Origin of the sequence: Streptomyces sp. NPDC002467, from assembly GCF_042889825.1 — a bacterium.
Lineage (GTDB): Bacteria > Actinomycetota > Actinomycetes > Streptomycetales > Streptomycetaceae > Streptomyces.
Window position 1 is genome coordinate 256821 of sequence record NZ_JBIARJ010000006.1, and the last position, 20346, is coordinate 277166.

The 20346-nt window shown below is 72.8% G+C and carries 16 protein-coding genes; 8 read left to right on the top strand and 8 right to left on the bottom strand.

Annotated elements, in window-relative coordinates; genetic code table 11:
* Window positions 1-57: 57 nt before the first annotated feature.
* Window positions 58-651 carry a TetR/AcrR family transcriptional regulator gene (locus ACFYYJ_RS15495; protein ID WP_385364985.1) on the top strand — a complete coding sequence of 198 codons (594 nt, stop codon included), beginning with the start codon at window positions 58-60 and terminating at the stop codon, window positions 649-651.
* Window positions 652-702: 51 nt separating this feature from the next.
* Here ACFYYJ_RS15495 and ACFYYJ_RS15500 read toward each other — a convergent pair whose 3' ends face one another.
* A complete protein-coding gene (locus tag ACFYYJ_RS15500) occupies window positions 703-1278 on the bottom strand; it encodes a TetR/AcrR family transcriptional regulator (RefSeq protein ID WP_389132518.1) in 576 nt (191 codons plus the stop codon).
* Window positions 1279-1398: 120 nt separating this feature from the next.
* Between ACFYYJ_RS15500 and ACFYYJ_RS15505 the strand changes: the two genes are divergently transcribed.
* On the top strand, window positions 1399-1839 hold the full coding sequence (locus ACFYYJ_RS15505; RefSeq protein ID WP_389132521.1) for a nuclear transport factor 2 family protein: 441 nt from the start codon (window positions 1399-1401) through the stop codon (window positions 1837-1839).
* Here ACFYYJ_RS15505 and ACFYYJ_RS15510 read toward each other — a convergent pair.
* Window positions 1836-3755: a serine hydrolase gene (locus tag ACFYYJ_RS15510; RefSeq protein WP_389132524.1), complete on the bottom strand. Its 1920-nt coding sequence runs from the start codon at window positions 3753-3755 to the stop codon at window positions 1836-1838. The genes ACFYYJ_RS15505 and ACFYYJ_RS15510 overlap by 4 nt on opposite strands.
* Window positions 3756-4122: 367 nt before the next feature.
* On the opposite strand from ACFYYJ_RS15510, the gene ACFYYJ_RS15515 reads away from it, so the two are divergent.
* Both ACFYYJ_RS15515 and ACFYYJ_RS15520 read left to right on the top strand, forming a co-directional pair.
* Window positions 4123-5238: an NAD(P)H-dependent flavin oxidoreductase gene (locus ACFYYJ_RS15515; RefSeq protein WP_385127976.1), complete on the top strand. Its 1116-nt coding sequence runs from the start codon at window positions 4123-4125 to the stop codon at window positions 5236-5238.
* A 5-nt stretch (window positions 5239-5243) separates the two neighbouring features.
* Complete coding sequence (locus ACFYYJ_RS15520) at window positions 5244-6797, top strand: acyl-CoA synthetase (RefSeq protein WP_389132527.1); 1554 nt, start codon at window positions 5244-5246, stop codon at window positions 6795-6797.
* 16 nt (window positions 6798-6813) lie between these two features.
* Here ACFYYJ_RS15520 and ACFYYJ_RS15525 read toward each other — a convergent pair whose 3' ends face one another.
* Window positions 6814-7617, bottom strand: a complete 804-nt coding sequence (locus ACFYYJ_RS15525; RefSeq protein WP_389132531.1) for a hypothetical protein — start codon at window positions 7615-7617, stop codon at window positions 6814-6816.
* A gap of 63 nt (window positions 7618-7680) precedes the next feature.
* Between ACFYYJ_RS15525 and ACFYYJ_RS15530 the strand changes: the two genes are divergently transcribed.
* Window positions 7681-8802, top strand: coding sequence for a calcium:proton antiporter (locus ACFYYJ_RS15530; RefSeq protein ID WP_389132534.1), 1122 nt, complete (start codon window positions 7681-7683; stop codon window positions 8800-8802).
* A gap of 58 nt (window positions 8803-8860) precedes the next feature.
* Here the strand turns inward: ACFYYJ_RS15530 and ACFYYJ_RS15535 are convergent, their stop codons facing one another.
* Window positions 8861-11305 (bottom strand): penicillin acylase family protein, encoded by a 2445-nt coding sequence (locus ACFYYJ_RS15535; RefSeq protein WP_389132537.1) that lies wholly within the window; start codon window positions 11303-11305, stop codon window positions 8861-8863.
* Between the two features lie 153 nt (window positions 11306-11458).
* Between ACFYYJ_RS15535 and ACFYYJ_RS15540 the strand changes: the two genes are divergently transcribed.
* Window positions 11459-13039, top strand: coding sequence for a fatty acyl-CoA synthetase (locus tag ACFYYJ_RS15540; RefSeq protein ID WP_389132539.1), 1581 nt, complete (start codon window positions 11459-11461; stop codon window positions 13037-13039).
* A gap of 42 nt (window positions 13040-13081) precedes the next feature.
* Here ACFYYJ_RS15540 and ACFYYJ_RS15545 read toward each other — a convergent pair whose 3' ends face one another.
* The 3 genes from ACFYYJ_RS15545 to paaK all read right to left on the bottom strand — a co-directional run bounded on the left by ACFYYJ_RS15545 (window position 13082) and on the right by paaK (window position 16272).
* Window positions 13082-13948: an oxidoreductase gene (locus ACFYYJ_RS15545; RefSeq protein WP_385127983.1), complete on the bottom strand. Its 867-nt coding sequence runs from the start codon at window positions 13946-13948 to the stop codon at window positions 13082-13084.
* Window positions 13949-14017: 69 nt separating this feature from the next.
* Window positions 14018-14872 carry a YhjD/YihY/BrkB family envelope integrity protein gene (locus tag ACFYYJ_RS15550; protein ID WP_385127984.1) on the bottom strand — a complete coding sequence of 285 codons (855 nt, stop codon included), beginning with the start codon at window positions 14870-14872 and terminating at the stop codon, window positions 14018-14020.
* Between the two features lie 92 nt (window positions 14873-14964).
* Complete coding sequence (paaK, locus tag ACFYYJ_RS15555; RefSeq protein ID WP_389132545.1) at window positions 14965-16272, bottom strand: phenylacetate--CoA ligase PaaK; 1308 nt, start codon at window positions 16270-16272, stop codon at window positions 14965-14967.
* A gap of 107 nt (window positions 16273-16379) precedes the next feature.
* Here paaK and ACFYYJ_RS15560 point away from each other — a divergent pair, with 107 nt between their 5' ends.
* Window positions 16380-17237, top strand: coding sequence for an alpha/beta fold hydrolase (locus tag ACFYYJ_RS15560; protein WP_385127986.1), 858 nt, complete (start codon window positions 16380-16382; stop codon window positions 17235-17237).
* 279 nt (window positions 17238-17516) lie between these two features.
* Here ACFYYJ_RS15560 and ACFYYJ_RS15565 read toward each other — a convergent pair whose 3' ends face one another.
* The gene (locus tag ACFYYJ_RS15565) at window positions 17517-19148 is read right to left on the bottom strand and encodes an acyl-CoA synthetase (RefSeq protein ID WP_389132547.1); all 1632 of its coding nucleotides are present in this window, start codon (window positions 19146-19148) and stop codon (window positions 17517-17519) included.
* Between the two features lie 186 nt (window positions 19149-19334).
* Between ACFYYJ_RS15565 and ACFYYJ_RS15570 the strand changes: the two genes are divergently transcribed.
* Window positions 19335-20135, top strand: a complete 801-nt coding sequence (locus ACFYYJ_RS15570) for a crotonase/enoyl-CoA hydratase family protein (protein ID WP_385360565.1) — start codon at window positions 19335-19337, stop codon at window positions 20133-20135.
* Window positions 20136-20346 lie beyond the last annotated feature (211 nt).

The window sequence follows — 20346 nt, forward strand, 5'->3', positions numbered from 1 at the left end:
CGAGCCTCTACATCCGTAGAGGCTCATGCCCGCACTCTACAGCTGTAGAGTGCGGGCATGTCAACGGAGCGCAGAACCCTGATCGCCGACACCGCGATCGACCTCGTGGCCGCCGCCGGTCTCCGGGGTCTCACCCACCGGGCGGTCGACGGCGCGGCGCGGCTGCCGGCGGGCAGCACCTCGTACTACTTCCGTACGAGGACCGCCCTGATCGGCGCCTGCTACCAGCGGCTGGCGGAGCTGGACCTGGACGACCTGGCCGAGGACGGCCCGTCCGGCTCCATCCCGTTCGGCCGGGACGAGGCCGCGGCGGCGTTCGGCGGACTGCTGCTGCGCTGGCTGACGGTGGGGCGCGCACGCCAACTGGCCCGTTTCGAACTCAGCCTGGAGGCCGCCCGCAATCCCGAACTGGAGGCCGACCTCCACCGCGCGGGCCAGGGCGCCCGGTCCAGGGCGGCCGCGATGCTCGCCGCGCTCGGGGCCGACCGGCCCCGGGAGGCCGCCGAACTCCTCGCCGCCTGGACGGACGGGCTGCTCTACGACCGCCTGGCGGGCGCCCTCGCCCGCTCCCGCCCGACCCCGGACGCGGCCGAACTCGCGATCGTGGCCCGCCGCATGATCGACGCGGTACTGGCGCCCGAGGCGGGCTGAAGGGGGGTCGGTCCGCCGGTCCGCCGGCCCCTCGGTCCGAACCGGATCCGCTCAGCGGTGCGGCCGCAGTCCGTCGAAGACCACCGCGAAGATCCGTTCCCTGGCTGCCGGATCGGGCCCCAACTGCTCCAACGCCCCTCCCGTACCGGCGAGGAGGGCGATGAACTCGGGCAGTCCCACATCCGGGCGGACCGCCCCGGCCCGCTGCGCTCCGGTCAGCAGATCGGCCAGCCGGGCCTGGATCTCCGACGTCGGCCCGCGCAGGGACGCGTGTGCGTCCACCCCGGCGGCGGCGAGCGCCCGGGTGAACTCGCTCTTGCCGGTGGATTCCTCCACCACCAGGCGGAAGCACGCGAAGAAGGCCTCGGCGGGCCCGGCCTCGGCGGCGATCCGCGCCGTGCGCGCGGCCATCCCCTCGAGCCTGCGCACCATCACGGCCTCCAGGAGCGCCTCCTTGGTCGGGAAGTGCCGGAAGAGCGTGCCGACCCCGACCCCGGCGGCGCGGGCGATCTCCTCGGTCGGCACGCCGACGCCGCGGGTGGTGAACACCTCGGTGGCGGTGTCGAGCAGCCTGGCCCGGTTGCGGGCCGCGTCCGCGCGCAGCGGGCGCTCCTGTGCGCCACCCATGTGTCTCCCACCCTTCGTCGTCGACGATGATGCCACCCTGGACAACCGGAGTCCCCAGTCCGTATCGTCGAAACGGAGTCGTCAGTCCGATTCTGGTCACCGTCTCATCGGAGGTTGGGCATGTCCGAAACGCTGTCGCCGCGCGAGGTCTTCGGGAAGCTGATCGAGAACATCGGGGCGGGCCGGTACGAGGAGCTGGCCGCGCTCTACGCCGAGGACGCGGTGGTGGAGACCGTCTTCGAACCCGTCGGTCCGCGCCGTGTCGAGGGGCGGGCCGCACTGGAGGAGCGGTTCGCGCAGGTCGCCGCGCATTCACCCGTGGAGCTGACCCCGGCGAACGTGGTCGTCCGGGAGACCGGCGACCCGGAAGTGATCGTCGCCGAGTTCGACTACCGGGTGCGTCACCGGGCGACCGGCCGGACCTTCGAGGCGGCCAACATCCAGGTGCTGCGCGTCCGCGACGGCCTGATCGTCGGCAGCCGGGACTACCACGACCACCTCGCCCTCATCGTCGCCGGCGGAAACCTCCCCCAACTGGTGGCGGCGCTCGACGGCGTCTAGTCGGCGGACCTGGTCCAGCCGATCGCCACGAGGCGGGCCGCGTCGGACGGGCGGTCCTCCGCGAAGAGGAGGCGGGACGGCTCCGCGACGCGGATGACGTCCACGTAGACGCCGCGGCCGACATAGCGGCCGGTCGCGGAGTGGCGCAGGCGCAGCCGGACTTCGCGGCCCGCCCACGCGGCGGTGAGGGGGGCTTCGAGGCGGTGCCAGATGCGGCCCGACCAGCCGGTCACGGAGCCGCGGGGCCACTCCTCGGGGGCGCCGCCGGTGGTGCGGAGGGTGGTGAACGGGAGCGGTTCCCAGTGCTCCCCGTCGGCCGAGGCCTCCAGGTGGAGGGCGCCCTCGCCCGGCACGGTGTCCCACCACACGGCGCAGCGCAGCCGGGCGGCCCCGGTGGCCGGGGTGAGCGGGGGCAGGTTGAGCGTCCCCGAGGAGCCCGGCTGAATTCCGGAGAACCAGGCCGCGCCGCCGTGCCTCGTACGGACCGGGACGGCGCGGGCGAAGCGGTTGCCCACGGCGACCCGCGGCGCACTGCCGGCCCGCCAGGTGCGGACCGGGTGGACCGAGTTGCCGAGCAGGATCAGGAAGGAGTCGGTGGAGGGATCCAGGACGAGTGAGGTACCGGTGAAGCCGGTGTGTCCGGCGGAGTGGGGAGTGGCCATCGCGCCCATGTACCAGTGCTGGTAGAGCTCGAAGCCGAGCCCGTGGTCGTCGCCGGGGAAGGCGGTGTTGTAGTCGGTGAAGAGCAGCTCGACGGAGGCGGGGGACAGGATGCGCCTGCCCGCGTAGGCCCCGCCGTCGAGCAGGGTCCGGGCGAGGACGGCCAGGTCCCAGGCGGTGCCGAAGACCCCCGCGTGGCCCGCGACCCCGCGGAGCGCGTACGCGTTCTCGTCGTGGACCTCGCCCCAGACCAGCCCGCGGTCCAGACCGGACCAGGGCGGCCGCTGTACCTCGGTGGCGGCGGTGATCCGGCGCCAGGAGAGCGGTGGGTTGTAACGAGTGCGGTGCATCCCGAGCGGAGCGGTGATCTCGTCGTGGAGCAGGACATCCAAGGTGCGACCGGTGATCCGTTCCAGGAGCAGCTGGAGGGAGATCAGGTTCAGGTCGGAGTACCGGTAGACGGTTCCGGGGGTGTCCTGCGGACGGACCGACCAGAGCAGTCGCAGCTGCCCCTCGCGCGTGGACTCCCGGTAGAAGGGGGCCCAGGAACGCAGACCCGAGGTGTGGGTGAGCAGTTGGCGGACCGTGATCAGCTCCTTGCCGCCGCCCGTGAACTCCGGCAGGTACTGCCGCACCGGGGCCTCCAGGGCCAGGCGGCCCCGCTCCATCTGCTGCACGGCCAGGATCGACGTGAACAGCTTCGTCAGCGAGGCCAGGTCGAACACCGTGTCCTCGGCCATGGCGATCCGCTCGGCCGCCGGGAACTCCCGGACCCGGTCGGTCCGCCCGTCGTAGTCCGCGTACCGCACGGCGTCGCCCATCGCGCGGTGCAGCGCGACCGTGCGGCCCCGCCCCGCGAGGACCACGGCCCCCGCGTAATAGGGGTGCTCGGGGGAGGGGCCGAGGAACCGGCGTGCCTCCTCCGCCACGCCGTCGAGGTGACGCTCCACCAGGCCGGCCTGGCGGGCGGAGCCGTAGCGCAGGCGGAGGCCCTGGAGGGCGCGGCGTTCGGCCGGGTTGCCGGACGCGGCCGCGGCGGGGCCTCCCGGCAGGGCGGCGTGGAGCACCAGTACGCCGCCGAGTGCGAGGAGGCGTGCGCCGAGCCTGCGGCGGCTGGGTCCGTGCCCGTCGGCTGCGCCGCCACCCTCGCCGGTGTTCCCTTCGGCACCCGTGCCGCGCCCTTCGGCCGCTGTCCCGCCGGCCCCCGTGCCGGGCCCTTCGGCCGCCGTCCCGCCGGCCCCCGTTGTCCCTGCCATGTCCGGCCCTCCTGTCTCCCGCTCTTCTGTCCGAGTCGGCCTGCCGCGCCGTCTCCCGGGGCTCCGCCCCGGACCCCGCGCCTCAAACGCCGGCGGGGCTGGGTTTGCCCCTGCGGCCGTCCGCGACGGCGAGGCCGGCTTGGCCCCGCCGCTGTCCGCGACGGCGAGGGGTTCGGCTCCCGCCCCGTGGGGCGGGGAGGCCGGTCGTGGCCCCTGCCCCGGATGCCGACGCGGCCGGGCGCACCGCACGTTAGTGGGTATGTGCCCGCCCAGTGGCCGGGCTCCGCACCGACGGGCCCGTAAAGAATCTGACACTGCATCAGAAAATCTCTTCCCTCGGTCGCCGGGCTGCGGCATCCTGCCGCCCATGGAGACGGAGCTGAGCAAGAAACTGGGAGTCGAGCACGCCATCTTCGGCTTCACGCCCTTCCCGGCGGTCGCCGCTGCCATCACCCGCGCGGGCGGGTTCGGCGTGCTCGGAGCGGTCCGCTACACCGCTCCCGACGACCTCAAGCGCGACCTCGACTGGATGCAGGAGCACACCGACGGCAAGCCCTACGGCCTCGACGTCGTCATGCCCGCCAAGAAGGCCGTCGACGGCATCAGCGAAGCCGACATCGAGGCGATGATCCCGGCCGCGCACCGTGCCTTCGTCCGCGACACCCTCGCCAAGCACCACGTGCCCGAGCTCGCCGAGGGCGAGGCCTCCGGCTGGCGGATCACCGGATGGATGGAACAGGTCGCCCGCAACCAGCTCGACGTCGCCTTCGACTACCCCATCAAACTCCTGGCGAACGCCCTCGGTTCCCCGCCCGCCGACGTCATCGCCCGCGCCCACGACCACGGGGTCCTCGTCGCCGCCCTCGCCGGCAGCGCCAAGCACGCCCGCCGGCACGCCGAAGCCGGCATCGACATCGTCGTCGCCCAGGGATACGAGGCCGGCGGCCACACCGGCGACATCGCCACCATGGTCCTGGTCCCCGAGATCGCCGAAGCCGTCGCCCCGCTCCCGGTCCTCGCCGCCGGCGGCATCGGCAGCGGCGAGCAGATCGCCGCCGGACTCGCGCTCGGCGCCCAGGGAGCCTGGCTCGGCTCCCTCTGGCTCACCACCACCGAGGCCGAACTGCACTCCCGGGCCCTCACCGAGAAACTGCTCGCCGCCGGTTCCGGCGACACCGTCCGCTCCCGCGCGCTCACCGGCAAGCCCGCGCGCCAGCTGCGCACCGAGTGGACCGACGCCTGGGACGACCCGCAGGGCCCCGGCGCCCTCCCCATGCCCCTCCAGGGGCTGCTCGTCGCCGAAGCCGTCTCCCGGATCCAGAAGTACGAGGTGCAGCCGCTGCTCGGCACCCCCGTCGGCCAGATCGTCGGCCGGATGAACGAAGAACGCAGCGTCCAGGCCGTCTTCGACGACCTCACCCGTGGCTTCGAGCGAGCCATCGACCGCATCAACCGCATCGCAGGCCGAGTCCGAGAGGCGTGATCAGCGTGACCGACCAGCCCCCCAACGGTTTCTGGGCCCAGGCCGCCGCAGACCCCGGGCGCACCGTACTCGTCACCCCCGAGGGCGAGGAGTGGACCGCCGCCCGGCTGCACGCCGACGTGAACCGGCTCGTCCACGGCCTGCGCGCCGCGGGCCTGGAGCAGGGCGACGTCTTCGCGGTCGTCCTGCCCAACAGCGTCGAGTTCCTCACCGCCTACCTGGCCGCCGCCCAGGCCGGCTTCTACCTCGTCCCCGTCAACCACCACCTCGTCGGCCCCGAGATCGCCTGGATCGTCTCCGACTCCGGCGCCAAGGTCCTCGTCGCCCACGAGCGCTTCGCCGACGCCGCCACCGCCGCGGCCGACGAGGCGGGCCTGCCCGCGAGCCACCGCTACGCCGTCGGAGCCGTCCCGGGCTTCCGCCCGTACGCGGAGCTCCTGGAGGGGCGGCCCGCCACGCCCCCCGCGGACCGCACCCTCGGCTGGGTCATGAACTACACCTCCGGAACCACCGGCCGCCCCCGGGGGATCCGCCGCCCGCTGCCCGGCAAGCTCCCCGAGGAGACGTACCTCGGCGGCTTCCTCGGCATCTTCGGCATCCGGCCCTTCGACGACAACGTCCACCTGGTCTGCTCGCCGCTCTACCACACGGCGGTGCTCCAGTTCGCGGGCGCGGCCCTGCACATCGGGCACCCGCTGGTCCTGATGGACAAGTGGACCCCCGAGGAGATGCTGCGCCTGATCGACGGGCGGGCCTGCACGCACACCCACATGGTGCCGACCCAGTTCCACCGGCTCCTGGCGCTCCCGCAGGCCACGAAGGACGCGTACGACGTCTCCTCGATGCGGCACGCCATCCACGGCGCCGCGCCCTGCCCCGACCACGTCAAGCGCGCCATGATCGACTGGTGGGGCACCTGCGTGGAGGAGTACTACGCCGCGAGCGAGGGCGGCGGAGCCTTCGCCACCGCCGAGGACTGGCTGAAGAAGCCCGGCACCGTCGGCAAGGCCTGGCCGATCAGCGAACTCGCCGTCTTCGACGACGACGGCAACCGGCTGCCCCCCGGCGAACTCGGCACCGTCTACATGCAGATGAAGACCGGCGGCTTCAGCTACCACAAGGACGAGGGCAAGACGAAGAAGAACCGCATCGGCGACTTCTTCACCGTCGGCGACCTCGGGCTGATGGACGAGGAGGGCTACCTCTTCCTCCGCGACCGCAAGATCGACATGATCATCTCCGGCGGGGTCAACATCTACCCGGCAGAGATCGAGTCCGCCCTGCTCACCCACCCGGCGGTCGCGGACGCCGCCGCCTTCGGGATCCCGCACGCGGACTGGGGCGAGGAGGTCAAGGCCGTCATCGAACCGGCCGAGGGCTTCGAGGCGGGCGACGCGCTGGCCACCGAGATCCTGCAGCACTGCGAGCGACAGCTCGCCGGCTACAAGCGCCCCAAGACGGTCGACTTCATCACGACGATGCCCCGCGACCCCAACGGCAAGCTGTACAAGCGACGGCTGCGCGACCCGTACTGGGAGGGCCACGACCGCGCCATGTGACACGGCCCCGCGTCCGTCACCAGTGGGTGAAGTCGTGCACCGAGGCGCAGTACGGATCCGGCGCCTCGGTACGCGTCCACCCCAGCTCGTCCCGCACGAGGGAGTCCAGCGCGGCCATCAGGCCGGTGTGGCCGCCCTTGACCCGGCCGTCGCGGTCGCGGAGCGAAACGTCCAGGCCGACCCGCGCGCCCCCGTCCTCGGGGTCCGCGTACAGGCGCACCATGTCCGCGTCGATTTGGAGGAATCCGCCGAGCCGCGGCCCCTCCTTCCGGCCCCCGTCGAACGACCGGAACATCGACACCGCGGAGTGGAGCGCGTCGCCGAGGTCGTACGAGGGCTCCTCGCAGAAGCGGAGCGTCGCGTCGCGGGCGTCGACCACGGGGATGCCCAGGCCGTCCCGCACGCGGCCCGGCCCGTCGGCGGGGGCGGGCCCGACGGCCAGGATCCGCAGCACCGCGACGAGAACGCTCCACGGGATGTTGCCGCCGGCCGGGTGCACCAGCGGCAGGTCGTACGCCACCGAGCCCGCCGTGTCCGCGCCGTCCCACAGGACGACCCGGGTGATGTCCGGGCGCCCCGGCGGGGCCAGTACGCCCCGCACCGGCCGCCCGTCGGTACCGCCCGGCGGCCGTGAGACGTGGCGCAGCATCGCCCAGACCGCGATGCGGTGGAGGCCGTCCAGATCGTCCTCGGTGTATCCGGCGTACCCGATGTGGCCGGTGTACGCGGGATCGGGCTCCTCGGAGGTCATGGCCCAGTCTGCGGCGGACCAGGTGCCGGGCCGCTCCGCCACGCCCGGCGGAAGCGTGAGAAGGGACACGTCGGGGCCTTGGAGGGGCTCCTTGCACCGCAGTGGGGGGATGGTTCTGGCAAGTTGGCGCATATGAGTACGGCAACCCGCAAATCACCCCTGACCGACTGGACCGTCCTGGTCCCCGTGGTGGCGCTCGTCGCCCTCGTCTTCAGCTGGGGACGCGAGCTGCCCTCGTTCGGGGTGGCCCTGGTCGCGCTCTGCCTCGCGGGCGCGGTACTGGCGGCCGTCCACCACGCCGAGGTCGTGGCCCACCGGGTCGGCGAACCCTTCGGCTCCCTCGTGCTCGCCGTCGCCGTCACCGTCATCGAAGTGGCGCTGATCGTCACCCTGATGCTCGACGGCGGTGACAAGACCGCCTCGCTCGCCAGGGACACGGTGTTCGCCGCGGTCATGATCACCTGCAACGGCATCGTCGGCCTGTCCCTGTTCGTGGGCGCCCTGCGCAACCGGGTCGCCGTCTTCAACCCCGAGGGATCCGGCGCCGCCCTCGCCACCGTCGCGACCCTCGCCACCCTCAGCCTGGTGCTCCCGACCTTCACGACCAGCAAGCCCGGACCGGAGTTCTCCACCGCCCAGCTGACCTTCGCCGCCGTCGCCTCGCTGGCCCTGTACGGACTCTTCATCGCCGTCCAGACGGTCCGTCACCGGTCCTACTTCCTGCCCGTGGAATCCGCGGGCCCGACCGGCGCGGCGGGCGCGGACGGGGACGGGGACCACGAGGCCGAGCGGCCCACCCCCCGCGCCGCCCTGATCAGCGTCGGCCTGCTGCTCGTCGCGCTCGTCGCGGTGGTCGGCGACGCCAAGTCGGTCTCCCCGACCATCGAGAAGGGCGTCGCTGAGGCCGGTCTGCCGAACGCCGTCGTCGGTGTGATCATCGCCCTGCTCGTACTGCTGCCCGAGACCCTGGCCGCGGTCCGCGCCGCGCGCCGCGACCGCGTCCAAACCAGCCTCAATCTGGCCTACGGATCCTCCATCGCCAGCATCGGACTGACCATCCCCGCCATCGCCCTGGCCTCGGTCTGGCTCTCGGGCCCGCTGCTGCTGGGCCTCGGCCCGACCCACATGGTGCTGCTCGCGCTCACCGTCGTGGTCAGCGCCCTCACCATCGCCCCGGGCCGCGCCACCCTGCTGCAGGGCGGGGTCCACCTCGTGGTGCTGGCCGCGTACCTCTTCCTGGCCGTGAGCCCTTAGGGCCTGTCTTTCGGATCAGGCCCTGGGCGCCACGGCCGGGAAGAGGGACCGGCGGGTGTCAGCGCCGCTCGCGCGGCCACACCACCTTCAGCTTCGGCGAGGTCAGGATGTCCCGCTCGCAGAACCGCGAGGTCACCCAGCGCTCCGCCGAGAACAGCCGGGTCTGGTCCGCGTAGTACGGCGAATCCGGGTTCGAGGACTGGCTGTACGTCAGCAGGGTGCGGGCCACCGGGCAGCGGCCGCCGTCCCAGCCGACCGCCTGGACGTGGCTGGAGCCGTGCACGACCTCCGGGTAGCCGCCGGCCGCCGCGTTCCACGGCGCCTCGATCTTGTTCCAGACGCCGAGGGCCTCCGTGCCGCCGCCGACCGGGAGCCTCTGGCCACCGCGGACCACGAACTGGTGCTCGCCCAATGGCGCGTCCAGGGCGATCCCGGCCGCCTTCAGCTCCACCACCGTGTCCGCCAGCGCCCGCCCGATGCCGGGCGCCGCCTGGTTCAGGGTGCGCGGGGTACGTACGGGATCGGCCGCCGAGAACGGCACCAGCCACAGGTCCTTGGGCGCCGTCGACGCCGTCAGCCTGCGCCAGAACCGGTCGAAGAGCAGGGCGCCCCGGCTGGAGGAGTCCGCCGTACGGTCCCACGCGGCCAGCACCCCGCAGGCCGCCGAGACGTCCACGGCAGTGCCGTCGCCCGCCGTCGCCGTACCCCCGGGCAGCGCGGAGCACGCCTTCGCGGCGTCGGCCGCCGCCAGGTCACCGGCCGGCACCCGGTTCGCGAACTGCTGCCGCTCCAGGTCGGCCACCGTCAGCCCGCCCCTGGAGGCCATCGCCGACACGTCCTCGACCGCGCCGCGCGTACGCATCGACCGGGGGGTGGAGACGTTGCCCCAGATCCGCTCGTAGCCGGTCAGCGGTCGGTCGGCATTGGCCAGCCAGGCACTGTCGTTGGAGTTCTCGGCGTACGGGGCGTCCCGCAGCGTCGGCGCCTTCGCAGGGCCGAACACGCCCGGCTGCACCGCGTCCGGATCCGTGCCGAGCGCGCAGTCGGCCCGCGAACCGTCCAGCACGGCCAGCCCCGAGGCCGGGTACGTCGCCCGGCCCAGCGGGGTGGAGCAGCGCGCGGCGAGTTCGTCCGTGATCCGGGGGACCACCTGGGACTGGGTGAAGAGGGTGCCGCCCGCGGAGTCCGCGGCGACCGTGTTCACCCAGGGAAGCCCCTGGGTGCGGGCCAGGGCCTGCTGGATCCCGGCCACCGAGCGGGCCTTGCCCATGGCCAGGGCGGTGTCGGAGCCGCGCAGGTTCACCGCGTTGGGGTCGTTCAGCGCGTACGCCGTCCCGCCGGTCCAGGGCAGCGGCAGGCCCGGGCCGAGACCCGTGATCACCGGGCCGTAGCGGGTCCACCACTGCGTGCGGGTCACCGGATCGCCGCCGGCCACCGGGACGGTGACGGTGCGCCGGGTCATCGCCTCCGATGTCCCGTCGACCAGGTAGGCCGTCGGATCGGCCGGGTCGAGGGTGAGCTGGTGCAGGTTGACCGGGGTGCCGGTGGCCACCGTGTGGCTCCAGGCCACCTTCTCGTTGAAGCCGATGCTGACCACGGGGGTGCCCAGGAGGGAGCCGCCCGAGACGTTCAGCTCGCCGGGGATGGTCTGCTGCGACTGCCAGAAGCGGCGCCCGCCCTGCCACGGGTAGTGAGGGTTCCCGAGCAGCAGCCCGCGGCCGTTCGCGGTGGTCGATCCGTTGAAGGCCACCGCGTTGGAGCCCATGTCGTACCGGGAGGTGTCGAAGAACTCCCGCGCGGCCTCCGCCGCTGCCGCCGGATCGGTCTGCCGAGGGGCCGCGGCGCGGGCGCCGGCCGCGGGTGCGGTCGGGGGCTGCGCGGCCGTGATGGCGTCGATTCCGCGGCCCTGGCCGCCGAGGACCGAGACGGCGAAGCCGCGGGCCGCCACGTCCGTGGCGGTGACCGGGCGGACCCAGCCGGCGCCCTTGCAGGTCGGATCGGTGATCTTGTTCTGGGCCAGCCAGGCGTTGTACCCGGCGGCCCAGCCGCGCATCAGCTCCTTGAGGTCCTTGCCGGGACCGGCCGGAGCGGGGGTCGCGAGGAGCTTGTCCACCGTGCCGGATTCCCGGACGCCCTTGAAGTACAGGTCGCTGGAGAGGTTCCGGGTGGCGGAGGAGAGGGATCCGTCGGGCGCGGCGTCCGGACCGAACCAGCGCGAGCGCTCCCCGGCGAGGGTCACGAACCCGTCGGCCAGCACGCACACCTGGTCGGCGGCCTGTGCCCAGCCGGTGCCGAAGCCGAGGTGCGCGTAGTCCTGGGCGAGGATGTGCGGGATGCCGTTCTCGGTGTACCGGATGACGGCGGACAGGCCGCCGCCGGAGGGCATACGCTCCCCGGTCGCAGCCGAGGCCGAGGCGGGTGGCGCCGCGGCCGCGGCGGCGAGCAGCGCGGCGCCCGCGAGGGCGACGCGCCGGAGTATCGGACGGGTGCTGAGGTGCAACATGCCTCCCAAGTAGCCTGCGGATGTGCGTGGTTGCCGATGAGAAGGTGGTGCGTCAGTGCCCCCACACTCATGCAGTCGGTCCGATGATCTGTCAACGTCCCGTTTGGTATCCCGGTTATTGACCTTGGGCGTACGGGGCATGAGGATCGCGCCATGACGCCAGAGCGGGCAGAGCGGGCAGAGCGGGCAGGGCAGGCGGAGGGCGCCGACGGCGCGGAGCGGGCCGTACGGGAGCGGACGGTCGACGGACTCGTACGCCACAGCGCGCGCCGGGTGCCCGACCGGGTCGCCGTCCGCTACCACGAACGGACCTGGACCTACGCGGAACTCGACGCCGCCGCCACCACCGGCGCCGCCCTCCTGCGGGAGCGGTACGGGCTCTTTGAGGGCGACCGGGTCGCGACCTTCGCCCACAACTCCGACGCCTACCTCCTCGCCTTCCTCGCCTGCGCCCGCGCCGGCCTCACGCACGTCCCCGTCAACCAGAACCTCACCGGGGAGGACCTGGCGTACATCCTGGACAACAGCGCCAGTGCCCTGGTCCTGGCCGATCCCGACCTCGCCGGGCGGGTCCCAGACGGGTACCGGGTGCGGCCGCTGCGCGACGCCGACGGATCCTTCCTGGCGGAACTCGCCGAGCCGCTGCCCTTTGACGGCCGCAGCGAACCGGACGGGCTGGCGCAGCTGCTGTACACCTCCGGGACCACGGCCCTTCCCAAGGGCGCGATGATGACGCACCGGGCGCTCGCGCACGAGTACGAGAGCGCGATCGAGGCGCTGGACCTGGCCGAGGAGGACCGGCCGGCGCACTCGCTGCCGCTGTACCACTCGGCACAGATGCACGTCTTCCTGCTGCCGTACCTGGCGGTGGGGGCGAGCAACACCATCCTGGACGCGCCGGTCGCCGCGCAGGTCTTCGACCTCGTGGAGGCGGGGGAGGCGGACAGCCTCTTCGCCCCGCCGACCGTCTGGATCGCACTGGCCAACCACCCCGACTTCGGGCGGCGCGACCTCGGCGCGCTGCGCAAGGCGTACTACGGGGCGTCGATCATGCCGGTACCGGTCCTGGAGCGGCTGCGCGCGCGGCTGCCCGGGCTGGGCTTCTACAACTGCTTCGGCCAGAGCGAGATCGGCCCGCTGGCCACGGTGCTGGGGCCGGACGAGCACGAGGGGCGGATGGACTCCTGCGGGCGGACGGTACGGCACGTGGAGGCGAAGGTCGTCGACGAGGACGGCAAGGACGTGCCGGCCGGTACGGCGGGCGAGGTGGTCTACCGCTCGCCGCAGCTGTGCCGCGGGTACTGGAACGACCCGGAGGCCACGGAGAAGGCCTTCCGGGACGGCTGGTTCCGCTCGGGCGACCTCGCGGTGCGCGACGCCGAGGGCTACTTCACGGTCGTGGACCGCGTCAAGGACGTCATCAACTCGGGCGGCGTACTGGTCGCCTCCCGGCAGGTCGAGGACGTGCTGTACACGCACCCCGGGGTGGCCGAGGCGGCGGTGGTCGGGCTGCCGGACGAGCGGTGGATCGAGGCGGTGACGGCCGTGGTGGTACCGCGCGGGGAGGTGACAGAGGCGGAGCTGATGGCGTACGCGCGGGAGAAGCTGGCCCACTTCAAGGCCCCGAAGCGGGTCCTGTTCGTGGACGCCCTCCCGCGCAACGCCAGCGGCAAGATCCTCAAGCGATCGCTCCGCGACCGCTTCGCGAACCCCCCGACGGCCGACCCGCACTGACCCCGACCGCCCGGGCCTCGGCTTCGGCCCCGGGGGCCGGGGTCAGGCGTCGAAGTCCGTGCCTCGGCTCGTCGGCTCCCAGGCGAGGGCCTCGGCGCGTGCCGCGTCCGCGTGGGACAGGATCGCGTCCAGCGCGTCGTTGCCCAGCGCCAGCCGCAGCGGCGTCTGCTCGGCGTCCAGGGCGGCCAGGATCGCGGCGGCCGCCTTGACGGGGTCGCCGGGCTGCTTGCCGTCGCTGTCCGGCAGACCCTTGCGCACGCCGCCCACGGTGTCCGCGTAGGCCGCCAGCTCGGTGGCGGTCTGCTGCAACGCGGACCCGCCCGCGAAGCCCGTACGGAACGACCCCGGCTCCACGATCAGCGCCTTGATGCCGAAGGCCGCGACCTCCCCGGCGAGCGCCTCGGTCAGCCCCTCCAGGGCGAACTTCGTCGCCGAGTACGCCCCGACCCCGGGGAACGACAGCCGTCCGCCCATGCTGCTCATCTGGACGACGGCACCCGACTTGCGGGCCCGCATGTGGGGCAGCACGGCGCGGGTGAGCGCCGCCGGGCCGAAGAAGTGCAGGTCCATCAGGTCCCGGAGCTCGGCGTCCGAGGTCTCCTCCACGGCCCCGATCAGGCCTCGGCCGGCGTTGTTGACCAGGACGTCGATCCGGCCGAAGCGGTCCACGACCTCCGCCACGGCCGCCTCGGCGCGCGCGACGTCCGAGACGTCCACGGCGAGCGGCACGAGCCGCTCCGGGTGCTCGGCCGCCAGCCCTTCGAGCGACTGGGTGCGGCGGGCCGCCGCGACCACGGTGTCACCGGCCGCGAGCGCGGCCTCGGTGAGGGTCCGGCCGAAGCCGGACGAGGCCCCGGTGATCAGCCAGACCCGGCCGGCGGCTTCACCCGCGGCATGCTGCGTTGTCATCAATCCCCCTGTGAATCAAGCATGTTGACGGCGGTGCGGACCGATCCTGCCATCAGTGGAGCGGTGCGGTCAGCCCGTTTCCGGATCATGAGAAGGCCCCCCGCCGGAGGACTGGGGTCCATCGCGCCGTAGACGCGTCAGCGTGAGGTGCTCGTGGACGAGCCGGCCGACGAGCGCCCCGCCGTAGACCACGAAGCCCACACCGACCAGCCAGGACTGCACGACCAGCAGGGTGCCGAAGGGGCCGTACGTGACGGCGTTCGACGCGATCAGCGGGGAGAACACCAACTGCGAGAAGACCCGCAGCCCCAGCAGCCCGAGGCTCGTCGCCAGTGCGCCCGGCACCAGCGCGCGCCAGCGGACCCGCCCGCAGAGCAGCAGCCGCTGCGAGGCGACGAAGAACAGGCAGGTGCCGACCAGGTCGCTCAGGGTGCCGACGACCGTGCCGTACACGCTGTGCGACGGCGCCGGGATCCCCACCAGCAGGCCGAGGTAGCAGACCAGCAGGGCCAGCCAGACGACGTGCCGCCACATGGTGTGCCAACGGGCGGTCGGCAGGTCCCAGACCTTCTCGTAGCCGGTCTGCACGGCCGATCCGAAGGTCAGGCCGAAGACCGCCAGCGCCGCGAGGCCGAAGGCGGTGGTCCGCTCCAGCGCCAGGTCCGCCGCGCCGAACAGCAGCTCGACCCGGTTGCGGGAAGCCCGCGTCACCCCGAGCGCCTGGCCGAGCCAGCGGCCGAACCCCGAACCGCTGCCGGGTGCTGCGGCGGCCACGACGATCAGCAACGGCACCAGGGTGAGGAAGCCGAGGGCCGCGAAGCCCATCGCCCGGTGCATGAGCTCCATCTCCCGGCCTCGGCTCCAGGCCAGACCGGCAGGGGAGCCCTGGAGCCGGTCGTAGAGCTGCCGGATGATCGAGGTCACGCCTCATGCCCTACCCGCGCGGATGACCTCCCTCCCGGAGGGGGCCCCGAAGTGGGCCCGAAAGGGTGGTTTCACCCGGCCGCGGGCGTGTGTCACTCCGCCCCGGCACCCCGCAGGTCGACCAGTCGCTTGATCTTCCCCACCGAACGCTCCAGAGTCTCCGGGTCGACGACCTCCACCCGGACCGAGACCCCGATGCCCTCCTTGACGGCCCGGACCACCTCGGCGGCCGCGGCGGACCTCCGGTCGGAGTCCGTCTCCCGGCGGGCCTCCACCCGCACCGTCAGCGCGTCCAGCCGGCCCTCCCGGGTCAGCCGCAACTGGAAGTGCGGAGCCAGTCCGGCCGTCCGCAGCAGGATCTCCTCGACCTGGGTCGGATACAGGTTCACTCCGCGCAGGATGATCATGTCGTCGCTGCGGCCCGTGATCTTCTCCATCCGACGGAAGGCCGGCGCCGCCGTGCCGGGCAGCAGTCGAGTCAGATCCCGGGTGCGGTAGCGGATGACCGGCATGGCCTCCTTGGTGAGGGAAGTGAACACCAGTTCGCCCGGCTCCCCGTCCGGCAGCACGTCGCCCGTCAGGGGATCGACCACCTCGGGGTAGAAGTGGTCCTCCCATATGTGGAGCCCGTCCTTGGTGGACGCGAACTCCTGGGCCACCCCCGGGCCCATGACCTCGGACAGCCCGTATATGTCCACCGCGTCGATGCCGAGCCGCTCCTCGATCTCCCGGCGCATCTCCTCCGTCCACGGTTCCGCGCCGAAGATGCCGGTCCGCAGGGAGGTGGCGCGCGGATCGATGCCCTGGCGCTCCATCTCGTCCAGCAGGGTCAGCATGTAGGAGGGGGTCACCATGATGACCTCCGGTCTGAAGTCCTCGATGAGCCGGACCTGCCGGTCCGTCATTCCGCCCGACGCGGGCACGACCGTGCAGCCGAGGCGCTCGGCCCCGTAGTGCGCGCCGAGGCCGCCGGTGAACAGGCCGTAGCCGTAGGCGATGTGCACGATCTGGCCGGGCCGCCCGCCCGCCGCCCGTATGGACCGGGCCACCACGTCCGCCCAGGTGGACAGGTCCCCGTCGGTGTACCCGACCACGGTGGGGCGCCCCGTGGTGCCGCTGGAGGCGTGGATGCGGCGGACCTCGGAACGCGGTACGGCGAACATGCCGAACGGGTAGTGGTCACGGAGGTCGGTCTTGGCGGTGAAGGGGAACAGGGCCAGGTCGGCGAGGGAGCGGCAGTCGTTGGGGTGCACGCCCGCCTTGTCGAAGGACTGGCGGTAGAACGGCACCCGCTCGTAGGCGCGGAGCAGGGTCGCGCGCAGCCGTCGCAACTGGAGGGAGGCCAGCTCGTCGCGGCTCAGCCGCTCGCCTTCGTCGTGGAGATCCGCGTGCACCGCCATGTCGTCACCTCATCCTGAATGAACCGAACGATCATTCGGTAGATTGCCAGGTCCGCGTGAGGTAAATCAATGACTCGAACGAGTGATCGTCTGTTGTGATGGTCCGCATGCCTACCTTCACCACGTACGACGGAACCGAACTCGCCTACCACTTCAAGGGTGCGGGTGAACCGCTCGTGTGCCTTCCGGGCGGCGCCATGCGGGCCTCGGCCTACCTGGGGGACCTCGGCGGACTGGACGCCGGACGGCGGCTGATCCTGCTCGACCTGCGCGGCACGGGCGACTCCGCCGTACCGGCGGACGAGTCGACGTACCGGGTCGACCACCAGGTGGCGGACGTCGAGGCGCTGCGGGCGCATCTCGGGCTGGAGCGCATGGACCTCCTCGCGCACTCCGCCGGAGGCAACCTCGCCCAGCTCTACGCGGCCGCGCACCCCGACCGGGTGCGCCGGATCGTCCTGGTCACCCCCACCGCCTGGGCCGTGGACCTTCCGGTCACCGTGGAACACCGACTGGAGGCGGCCCGACTGCGGGCGGGTACGGAGCTGTACGACCGGGCCATCGAGGCGTACGAGGGGATCCTCGGCGGCGGCGCCGGTGCCGACAGTGACGAGGCCTGGGACGCGGCCGCGCCACTGTTCTACGGCCGCTGGGACGATGCGGCCCGGGCCGACTGGGCGGCGGGTGCGGAGGGCCAGAACGAGAAGGCGGCCGGGGTCTACGCGGGGCCGGGCGCCTTCGACCCGCCGGCCACCCGGGCGGGGCTGCGGCGGGTCGAGGGCGAGGTGCTGGTGCTTGCCGGCGGGCTGGACGGGAATCCGCGGCCGGCCCTCGCCGGGCAGCTCGCGGAGTTGTTTCCGCGGGGGGTGGTGGATGTGCAGCCTGACGCGGTGCACTTTCCATGGCTGGACGACGCGGGGTGGTTCTCGGCCCGGGTGGAGCGGTTCCTGGCCTCCGGCCGCTGATCCTGGCGGGCTGGGCTGGGCTGGGCTGGGCTGGGCTGGGCCGGGCCGGGCCGAGGCGGGCCGGGCCGAGGCGGGCCGGGCCGGGCCGGGGGCCGGTGCCCTGGGCGGGGCCGGGTGCCGCTGCGCGGAGCAGCTCCCCGCCCCGCCCTTCCACCGTTCCCCGGGGCTCCGCCCCGTACCCCGCGCCTCAAACGCCGGCGGGGCTGGTTCTCGTTCGGCCGGGTGGGCGGGTGCGGCGCCGTCGTCGGGGTGCCGGGTTGTGCCCGGCCGGGTGGGCGGTCAGGTGGTCGCGTCGGCCTCCGTGGCTATCGTTTTCGCCCAGCGGTAGTCCGCCTTGCCGCTCGGGGAGCGTTGGATGGTCGGGGCGATCACCAGCTGGCGGGGGATCTTGTAGCCCGCCAGCTTCGTGCGGCAGTGAGACTGGATCTCGTCGAGCGTCGGCTCCGGGGCGCCCTGGCGGATCTGGACCACCGCCGCCACGTGGTTGCCCCACTTCGGGTCCGCGACGCCCGCGACCAGCGCGTCGTACACGTCCGGGTGGGACTTCAGCGCCTGCTCGACCTCCTCCGGATAGACCTTCTCGCCGCCCGTGTTGATGCACTGCGAACCACGGCCGAGCACCGTCACGATGCCGTCCTCGTCGACGGTCGCCATGTCGCCGAGCAGGACCCAGCGTTCCGAACCCCGCTGGAAGAAGGTCTCGGCGGTCTTCGCCGGGTCGTTGTAGTAGCCGAGCGGTACGTGGCCCCGCTGCGCCAGGCGCCCGGGAACGCCCACCTCCACCGGCTCGTGCGTGACCGGGTCCACCACCTGCGTGCGCTCGTTGACCTCCAGTCGGAAGCCCTTCTCCGGTCCGGAGTCGTCCGTCGCGCGCCCGTTGGAGCCGGATTCGGAGGATCCGAAGTTGTTCAGGAGGAGCACGTTCGGCGCCAGCCGCTGGAATTCCGCCTTCACCGTGTCCGACATGATCGCGCCGGACGAGGAGACGCTGAAGAGGGAGGAGAGGTCCGTGCCCTTCAGCGGCCCGTTCAGGGCGTCGATGAGCGGCCGCAGCATCGCGTCGCCGACGAGCGAGACGCTGGAGACCTTCTCCTTCTCGATCGTGCGGAGCACCTCCTCCGGCGCGTACTTGCGGTGGATGACGATCCGCTGGCCGTAGTTGAAGGCCACGAACGAGGTCAGGGTGGAGGTGCCGTGCATGAGGGGCGGCGCGGGGAAGAAGGTGAGGCCGGCGCCGCGCGCCGCGACCCGCTCGGCCAGTTCCTCGGGCCGCTTCACCGGCTCGCCCGACGGCTCGCCGCCGAAGAGCCCCGCGAAGAAGAGGTCCTCGGCCCGCCACATCACGCCCTTCGGCATGCCCGTGGTGCCGCCCGTGTAGATGATGAACAGGTCGTCGGGGCTGCGCGGCGGGAACCCGCGCTCGGGTGAGCCCGCCGCCTCCGCGTCCTCGTACGGGACGGGAGCGATCGCCGGCTCCGGAGCGCCCTCGGGGGTGGCGCCGACCCGGATCAGATGACGGAGCTTCGTCGTCTGCGGGAGCGCGGCCGCGACCCGCTCGGTGAACTCGCCCTCGAAGACGAGCGCCGCGAGATCGGCGTCGTTGTAGAGGTAGACCAGCTCCTCCTCCACGTACCGGTAGTTGACGTTCACCGGTACCAACCGGGCCTTCAGGCAGGCCAGCACGGTCTGGAGGTACTCGACCCCGTTGTAGAGGTGCAGGCCCAGGTGTTCGCCGGCCTTCAGGCCGCTGTCGAGCAGGTGGTGCGCGATCCGGTTCGCCGCCGTGTCCAGTTCGGAGTACGTCAGACGGCGCTCGGCGCCGGTGCCGGGGTGGTCCACGTACACGAGGGCCTCGCGGTCCGGGACCACGTCCACGACCGACTCGAACAGGTCGGCAAGGTTGTACTCCACCGTTCCTCCTGACGCGTGACGCATGACGCGCATGACGCATGACTGTCTGCTCGGCGGTCATTAGAGCGCCGCCGAAGAGAACTGGGAAGGGCGCCGCCCAAGAAATCTGACTGAGTGTCAGAAAACTATTGAACTGCACCCGCCCCTACTGCAACCTGTTCTAGGTCTTGAGACGGGAGGACGGCAATGGGTGGGACGGAACACCTGACCGTGGAGCGGCACGGTGCCACGCTGGTGCTGACCATGAACAGGCCCGAGGCGAAGAACGCGCTCTCGCTGCCGCTGCTGGTGGGCCTGTACGACGGCTGGCTCGAAGCGGACGCGGACGAGGAGATCCGCTCGGTGGTGCTGACCGGCGCGGGCGGGGACTTCTGCGCCGGCATGGACCTCAAGGCGCTCGCCGGCAAGGGCATGGCGGGCGACTCGTACCGCGACCGCCTCAAGGCCGACCCCGACCTCCACTGGAAGGCGATGCTGCGCCACCACCGGCCGCGCAAGCCGGTGATCGCGGCGGTCGAGGGGTACTGCGTGGCCGGCGGTACGGAGATCCTCCAGGGCACCGACATCCGGGTGGCGGGGGAGGGGGCCACCTTCGGACTGTTCGAGGTCAAGCGGGGGCTCTTCCCGATCGGCGGCTCCACGGTGCGGCTGCCGCGCCAGATCCCGCGCACGCACGCCCTGGAGATGCTGCTGACCGGGCGCCCGTACTCCGCGGAGGAGGCGGCCCGGATCGGACTGGTCGGGCGGGTGGTGCCGGCCGGTACGGCGCTCGACGCCGCGCTGGAGATCGCGGAGCGGATCAACGAGTGCGGGCCGCTGGCCGTGGAGGCCGTGAAGGCCTCCGTGTACGAGTCCGCGGAGCTGACGGAGACGGAGGGCCTGGCGGCGGAACTGCTGCGGGGGTGGCCGATCTTCGACACGGCGGACGCGAAGGAGGGGGCGCGGGCGTTCGCGGAGAAGCGGCCGCCGCTGTATCGCCGGGAGTAGCTTGTGCCGCCGTGCCGTGCCGTGCCGTGCCGTATGCGGGTGCGGGTGCGGGTGCGGGTGCGGGTGCGGGTGCGGGTCCGGGTGCGGCGCCGTTGCCAGGGCTCCGCCCCGGACCCCGCGCCTCAAACGCCGGCGGGGCTGGATTTGCCGGGCGGGGCCGAAGGATCGGGGCGCTGCCCCGGACCCCGCGCCTCAAATGCCGGCGGGGCTG